8 protein-coding genes and 2 pseudogenes are annotated in these 7,780 nt (G+C 38.7%); all 10 read right to left on the bottom strand.

All coding sequences use genetic code 11. The features are described from left to right. Positions 1-503 (bottom strand): ParA family protein (locus tag D7Y06_RS22805; RefSeq protein WP_147415750.1); only part of this gene is annotated, 503 nt, incomplete at its 3' end. A 138-nt stretch (positions 504-641) separates the two neighbouring features. After that, entirely contained in the window at positions 642-977 is a 336-nt protein-coding gene (locus tag D7Y06_RS22800; RefSeq protein ID WP_120409852.1) for a hypothetical protein, read from the bottom strand. Continuing rightward, positions 967-1,164, bottom strand: coding sequence for a hypothetical protein (locus D7Y06_RS22795; RefSeq protein WP_120409851.1), 198 nt, complete (start codon positions 1,162-1,164; stop codon positions 967-969). Before D7Y06_RS22795 ends, D7Y06_RS22800 begins: the two co-directional genes overlap by 11 nt. Before the next feature lie 113 nt (positions 1,165-1,277). Then, positions 1,278-1,628: pseudogene (locus D7Y06_RS22790) on the bottom strand (23S rRNA (uracil-5-)-methyltransferase RumA); the annotation flags it as partial. A gap of 275 nt (positions 1,629-1,903) precedes the next feature. Further along, positions 1,904-3,034: a phosphomethylpyrimidine synthase ThiC gene (locus D7Y06_RS22785; protein ID WP_016222003.1), complete on the bottom strand. Its 1,131-nt coding sequence runs from the start codon at positions 3,032-3,034 to the stop codon at positions 1,904-1,906. Further along, entirely contained in the window at positions 3,031-4,281 is a 1,251-nt protein-coding gene (locus D7Y06_RS22780; protein WP_016222002.1) for a hypothetical protein, read from the bottom strand. The genes D7Y06_RS22785 and D7Y06_RS22780 overlap by 4 nt, the downstream gene beginning before the upstream one ends. Before the next feature lie 80 nt (positions 4,282-4,361). After that, positions 4,362-6,353: a recombinase family protein gene (locus tag D7Y06_RS22775; protein WP_120409849.1), complete on the bottom strand. Its 1,992-nt coding sequence runs from the start codon at positions 6,351-6,353 to the stop codon at positions 4,362-4,364. A gap of 61 nt (positions 6,354-6,414) precedes the next feature. Further along, positions 6,415-6,588, bottom strand: coding sequence for a hypothetical protein (locus tag D7Y06_RS26190; RefSeq protein WP_158591468.1), 174 nt, complete (start codon positions 6,586-6,588; stop codon positions 6,415-6,417). A 17-nt stretch (positions 6,589-6,605) separates the two neighbouring features. Beyond that, a complete protein-coding gene (locus tag D7Y06_RS22770) occupies positions 6,606-6,962 on the bottom strand; it encodes a type II toxin-antitoxin system PemK/MazF family toxin (protein WP_120409848.1) in 357 nt (118 codons plus the stop codon). A 618-nt stretch (positions 6,963-7,580) separates the two neighbouring features. Next, positions 7,581-7,780 (bottom strand): annotated as a pseudogene (locus D7Y06_RS22760) (hypothetical protein); the annotation flags it as partial.

Below are 7,780 nucleotides of genomic sequence, written 5' to 3'. Positions count from 1 at the left end.
AACAGCTCTAAGCCTTTGGCGGAAAGATAATGGGGCTGTGTCGGGATAACCACGCTGTCAGCAGCCGCAAGCGCATTGATGGTCAGCATACCCAAGCTCGGCATACAATCAATGAGGACAGTATCATAATTCTTTTTTACCTCATTGATGCAGGTTTTCAGTATGCTTTCACGGCTTATGGCATTAATCAGCCTTACTTCCAGTCCCGACAGTTCAATGTTGGACGGGAGCAGGTCAACGCCCTCGTCATGGTGCAGGATGCTTCTGGAAACATCGACAGGTTTATCATCAATGATGTCCTGCATGATAGTCGAGAGCGTGTCGGGCAAGTCGTCTGGTCGGCTGTAACCAAGCGACATGGTTAGATTTGCCTGTGCATCGGCATCAATGAGCAAAACTTTCCTGCCCTGCTGTGCCAGAGCCACGCCCAGATTGACCGCCGTAGTGGTCTTTCCAACGCCGCCTTTCTGATTGGTTAAAGCGATTACTTTGCAATTTGACATAGGTGCGTCCTCCTTTCGTTTAGATTTAGCCACTTTGTCAGAGTGGCTATGTAAAGGATTCATGGCAATAAAAAAAGCCGACTGGCTGTTTTATTTGCTAAACTACACCAATCGGCTATGTAAAAGTCTATTCTGTTTTTATCTACTCTTATATGATAAGGCTTTCCTTATTCTCTCTGTATCCCATTTTTCTGGAAATAACACTGCCATAATATGAAACGCATCTATCAACCCTGCAATATACGCATGTGTGCCATATTCAAAATCCTGCTTATCTCTGCAATCTAAAAGGCGTTGGCAAACAGCCCTCTGTTTCTCCGTTAAATCAAGCTGATTAAAAGCATCCTCTGCACTTCCCTCATTATTACTGTCCTTTTGATAACTTGCATCCGCTTGTAACAGTTTTAATACAGATTCGTCTTTTAGTTTCTCGACTGCTATCTTCACCAGTTCTTTAAATTCTTTATCGCACATCACTTCCCCCTGCCAGTTCTACCCTTAATTTTTTTATAGGTGCATGGATAACCTTAAAAATAATTTCGTCAACGCAGTCTGTATATCTGCCTTGCTGTATGAGTTGATTTTTCAGCTCTACAAGGCTATGTAACAAAATGCTCCGCTCCTCACTATCAACATATAAGTGATTTTTCTTTTCTCTCATAAACGTCACCGTCCTTTTTGCTTTTATTATATAGACAGATACCAGTATATTCAAAGATGCAAATGAGCGAAAAAATAAGCGTACCACTATCCCTAATGATACGCTTATGATTATCAGATAACCTCAAAATGTTTCAAAGCATCTTTAATCGCTTCCACTTTCTCCGCCGTCGGATGTTTCCTCGGCTGTTTCAATTCCTCTACCGCATTCGGGGCATCATACATCGGCAATCCTAACTCCCTTTTTACCTCTGCGATATATGCGGTATGTACTTTGAAGCCATACTTCGCTTCTATGTACTCCTTAATCATCTTGTATGTAACCCGCTCTTTCGGCTTGTATGCTGCGGCTCTCTTGGCAATATTATCAAGCGGCACTTTGCCCTCACCCTCGCCAAACTCGACTTTTACGTTGATTACGCTGTCAGGTTTTTTGTGGGAAAGCATTACAACCGTCTCCACATGAGTACAAAATTAGAACATATCCCCACAAAATTAAGGAAATATGGGTAATATTTTTGCAGTACTAATACCGCTCGTGTATCCCTTTTCCCACAAGTTTTAGCAGTCCATTACTATTTACTTATACACTTTTTCTACAATATCCCTTCCCATATTTCATCAAATCTTAACCATTATATAATTTGTAATCAACTCAATATTTTTCCTTTAATTGATATATTCTCATAAAATATTTAATTTTTCTTGTCGATATTCCATCTATCCTCATCCTGCAACTTTTATTCTAATGGCTTATTTAAAAGGAATGGACATTCTTCTTTACACCTTTCGCATCCAATATCCTCTTTTATAATTCCCATACAATTAGTTTTTCTACCATCCTGCACTTTATTATATTGTTCAAAAAATCTAACATCATTTATAGAATTAACAACTACCTGCGCAGATTTTATAGCTTCATAAATCGAATTTGTATTTGGCACACCTCCAGTATGCTCTTCTCTTGTAACTGCATTAATGATGTCTGCTCCATCTAATAAAGCCATATAGGAAGCTCCTATTGCGGCAGATACATGATCCCACCCAATCGCTCTATCCGTAGGGATTGGTCCCAATGGCATAAAAGGTATATAGAAATCTTCCCTAATTAACTTAACATATTTCTTCAAATCATTCAAAGATATATGCCCGACACCTTCCATCATTACAGGTATTCCTCTTTTACGCAATAATTTTATTATGTCTTTTTGCATTTTAATTTCACTTAATTGAATCTTATCCAATGCATCGTATAAAGTTGATGGTCTAAAAGTTGTGCCAACACTCACTACTACAGAATTATTTTTTAATATTTTACAAATATCATCGAAATATTCCAACAAGAAATTTTGTTTTCGTTTATTTAAATATAAATCTCGAAGCACTAAACTTCCGCCTCTACTAATAACAGAAATATTTCTTTTCATTGTTTTTCTATATATTTCATCTATAGCTGTAAAATGTAATGTCATAAATGATACGCCATTTTGTGCCTGTTTCTCTATTTCTTCTAAAAACTTATTCTTATCTATTCCTTTCTTACTGTCAAAACATACATATACAGGCACCGTCCCCACAGGACATCCTATTTTTTCTTGAACTATTTGATATATCGGATTTTTTACAGAAATAATACTTAAATCCATCATAATATCTGGCAAAACATCAAAACTTGCTATTTTAGATATTTTATCTACCTCATTTTGAAATTGACTTTCATCGCTTAAACCTACTGAACTATTTATTTTTAGCTGCAACCCTTTTCCTGCAAGAGTGTCAAATCTATTACCTTTTAAAAAAACCACTTCGTTGTCTTGAATTCTTTTCTTCAAAATATCAATATCATTATATTCGTTATATCTAGTTTTCATAATATCACTCCATTAATACATGTTTGCATTTTTTTCTTATATTCTTCTTTTAGTATATATTCTTTAAAATCCAAAAAGGATGTATTGGAAACTGACTTATTGACAAGTTCCAATTTTTTTAAAATATACGAAGATAAGGCTACTCCGCCCGAAACACCAAACGCAATATCATTAATAACACTACTAGAAAAATAATTAACTATTAGACCGACAAAAATCGTACCCGACACCCCATAAATAGCTGGTAACTTACTATAAATTTTGCGTTTAACATTTTCATGAAGCAACATTGTATTTATACGTTTGTTTGTCTTTTCAACTAAATTATTCTGTTCATAATATATATTTTCCACAAGCTCATTATAGCTACTAATAAAATTCAAGTATTCAGGTGAATATTTAATTCGTATCAATTCTTCTACTGTCAAAGCCTGAATCATCATTTTGCTTATACCAAAATTTTTCAGTAACTCTATATAAATATCTACATTCGCTCTATATACCAACGTATTATCAACTGACTTCGAAATAAAAAAATCACTTTGGCTAGCTTTAGCATTTGCTCTTAAATATAGCCATGATATTCTTTCCTGAATCCTCAACTTTACATCCTTTGAAATATCCAATTTTAAAATATAATCAATTAATGTACTTCTAGAAAAATTAGTATAATCAACACCATTTTTTAACTCATACAAAATAGAATTGTAATGCAAAAAATCAGTATTACTTCTATATAGTATCATAGATATTGCATTAATGTCAGCACTATTAGAAAGGTCATTTTTCCACAAATTTATAAACTCTTCTTTAACTGATTTTTCCTCTAAGTGTAGGCAACAATTTAAGTTATTTAAAAAATTCATGTCTTTTTTGTCATCAGAATCTGCTATTTCCGTTGCCAAACTCGGAATTTTATATACTTCCATATTCTTAAATTCTTTTGTTTCATTTTGACGTTTTTCAAAATAATCTTTAATATCACGTGTTTCTTTACTTTTCCTTATTATTGGTAAAACATTTTCCGTCAATATCAATGATTGAATTTTATACATAACTTCTTTCATTTGCTCAGATTGCCACATATATGCTGCGGGTATAAAAACAACATCATATAATAATACCGCCATTTTTATTTTATAAATCAAATCTTCTTCCGTATACCCATTCTGTATCACGGTATATGAATCTGTATCCCCTAAAAATAATTTTTTATTTTCCTTATATGAAGAAAGAAATTTTTCCATACTCAAATCCTCCATATCTTGCCGTCTAACAATTACAACTGCTATACATAAATTAGCGGATGTAACAATTCGTTTTCAACTTAAAAAATCTCAAAATGCTTCAAAGCATCCTTTATCGCTTCTACTTTCTCCACTGTCGGATGTTTCCTCGGTTGTTTCAATTCCTCTACCGCATTCGGAGCATCATACATCGGCAATCCTAAATCCCTTTTAACCTCTGCAATATATGCGGTATGTACTTTGAAGCCATACTTCGCTTCTATGTATTCCTTAATCATCTTATATGTAACCCGCTCTTTCGGCTTGTATGCAGCGGCTCTCTTGGCAATATTATCAAGCGGCACTTTGCCCTCACCCTCGCCAAACTCCACTTTTACGTTGATTACGCTGTCGGGTTTTTTGTGGGAAAGCATTACAACCGTCTCAACATGTTCACCATTGTCCAAACCTATACTTAAATCATTTTCAATAATCGGCAGCTTAAACCGAATTGATTTAAGCCACTGACCATTGGGTTTGCGTTCCTCATAAATCTGTATTTCAGCAATCAATGCTTCGATAAGCTGTCGCCGTTCTACATCGTTCATAGCGAAATACAATTTGTCAAAATAAATCAATACCTTGTAAATATTATCCCCTGTGATTTTCTCGGCTTCGATGGATGTCTTTTTGGCTCTGGCGTCCATCAACTGCGATTCCAGTTCTTCTATCTTATCATACATCCGATAAAGCCTGTCATCAAGGTCTGCCTTTCTTCTGATATAATGTCTGTCATCGGGATTGAGGTTATCAATTTCCTCAATCAGCTTTGATTTGATGGCATAATCTTGACGGAGCTGTTTTTCATAATTGGTTATCTCTTGGTCTATGGCGGTCGTATCAACTTTCATGTTGATTTTTTCCTGCATCATTGCCGCAAAATGGGGATTACTGACTAGCTTTACTATCACTTCGGCTACGGCATCGTCCAGAAGTTCTTCCCGTATCTGCTTTCTGTAATCGCATTTATGCCCCCGCTGCATACCACGGTGTTTACACCCATAATAGAAGAAATCCTTGTATTTCGTTCCGTCCTTTTTGTATTTAATGCTCTTGTTCCCATACATCCCCGCTCCGCATATGGGACACTTCACAATCCCAGAAAGCAGGTGCGTCCGCTCGTTTTTCCCCTTATTGACGTGTTCATACTTCTTCGCCTGTGCAATCAGTTTTGCCTGCGCCGCATTCCAGACATCTTCTGGAATAATGGCTTCATGCAGTCCGTCTACCAAAAGAAAATTTTCCTGCTCCACAAGATGGTATTCATTCCGTGTCCCGTGGACTTTTTCTGTTTTTCTGCGTCCATAAGCAATTTTACCGCAATAGACTGGATTTTTCAATATCAGTCGGACTAAGTGGGCATCAAAAAGAGGGTTCTTCCCATTCTGACGCTGTATCGTGCGGATGCCGTGGTTTTCCAGATATTTTGAAATCCCATTTGAGCCAATATCCGTATTCACATACTGGTCATAGATGGTTCGGATTGCAACCGCTTCTTCTTCGTTAATTTCCAACTTGCCATTTACGAGCTGGTATCCATATGGCGCAAATCCGCCGTTCCATTTCCCCTCTCTGGCTTTCTGGATTCTACCCTCCATTGTCTGGACACGGATATTCTCACGCTCAATTTCAGCTACCGCCGACAAAACGGAAATCATCAGCTTGCCCGCATCTTTGGACGAGTCAATCCCATCCTCCACGCAGATTAGGTTCACACCGAAGTCCTGCATGACCTGTAAAGTGGAAAGGACGTCTGCCGCATTTCTCCCAAAACGGGATAACTTGAATACCAAGACATAAGAAATGTTATCTTTTCCTGACTTTACATCCTCCATCATCTGTCTGAATTGCATCCGCCCTTCAATGGATTTGCCCGATTTCCCCGCATCCTCATACTCGCCTACAATTTCATAGTCATTGAAATCTGCATACGCTTTCATCCTTGACCTCTGTGCGTCCAGTGAATAACCGTCAATCTGCATGGCGGTGGAAACCCTCTTATAAGTGTAAACCTTTATTCTTTCTTTGTTCATAGTAACAGCAACTCCTTTTTTACCAAAACCGTGATATTTATTTTCTGCACTTAAAATTGTATCAGCGGTTCTCTGAAACAACAAATGTGCGATTTTGGTGAATATTAGAGTCGCTGTTATATTCTTTGTTATGACTGGCATCGGGCATACCGTCTATACCCAGTTCGGAAGCGTATTTTGCTATCAGATTTGCCAGCAGGTCAGCTAATCCGTTCCACTCATCATCAATGAGCATATTCCGATACACCCCCTTTATTTCTTTGTCATGGCAAGGCTAATGGCAAGAGCCTTGTCAACTCTTGCCATTATATTATTGGGCATTGTACCCATATGGTTTTTAAGCCTTTGCTTATCAATCGTCCGTATCTGTTCAAGTAGGATAATAGAATCCCTGTCAAGCCCCTCAACATCTTTTACCTCGGTATGTGTCGGCAATTTTGCCTTTGTCTGCGTCCTGCCTGTGATTGCCGCAATAATGACTGTCGGGCTGTGCCTGTTTCCTATATTATTGGAAATGATAAGTACGGGTCTTGTTCCGCCCTGTTCTGAACCGACAATGGGATTAAGCTCTGCGTAGAAAACGTCGCCACGCTTAATAGTTCTATCCATAGTGTCTGACCTCCTATTTTGATTTAGGCAGGAATACCCTGCCTATGTAACAGCCAGACGCAAGGAAGCATCTAAGGTCGGGAGAATATAAAACAAACTCTGTTCCATTGACCGCCCTGCATCTGGCTTTATGATAGAGAGCATTTTCTATTTGTCCTCGACACCCCGAAAATGCTGATGCGTGATTACGCAAGGGAAGTCACCAAACGGTCAGCAGCGAACTGACGCCACGGGAATTACACCCCAACTGTCGGTCTGACAGAGCCGCCCCCATTGCCTGCGGCGGGCTGGTTACCGCTCGGACTGTGGCTGGACGGGAGTATCATTGTCCTCTTTGTGGGTCTTGGCGAAATCGGGAGCTGCCCGATATTTTCAGTCGGTATTTTCCGCTCACCGCCTTTCGGCGGGTCATGGCGTACCGCTGCACACGCTTATGCTTATTACAGCCACAAAGAGAATGTATTTGGTGAATGGATATTCGGTTGTCAAAGAGCCGTCCCGTTCCTGCCATAAAGCGAAACAGGTGAAAGGGCTTAAGCCCCTTCACCTGTTTGCTCACTCACCAAAGGCTGCGTGTAGTGTAAATTTTAAAAAATCTTAAAATTCTTTTTCAGCTTTTCAACCGCAATATCCACGCTGAATTTTACCGCCCTTTTCGGGAAGTTCGGAAACCGCCCTATGTAGCTGCTCGTATTCGATGCTCTCTGAAACAATATCCTCAACCCGTTCTGCCTTATAAAAAGCTCTGTCATTCAGCGTTTCATCGGTCAGCTCGGAGTGTTCAATGTGCCTGCTCACCCTGTTCAGATGGGATATGT

The sequence above is a fragment of the Roseburia sp. 1XD42-69 genome (assembly GCF_003612565.1).
Lineage (GTDB): Bacteria > Bacillota > Clostridia > Lachnospirales > Lachnospiraceae > Roseburia_B.
This window is presented reverse-complemented; position numbering and strand designations above follow the sequence as displayed.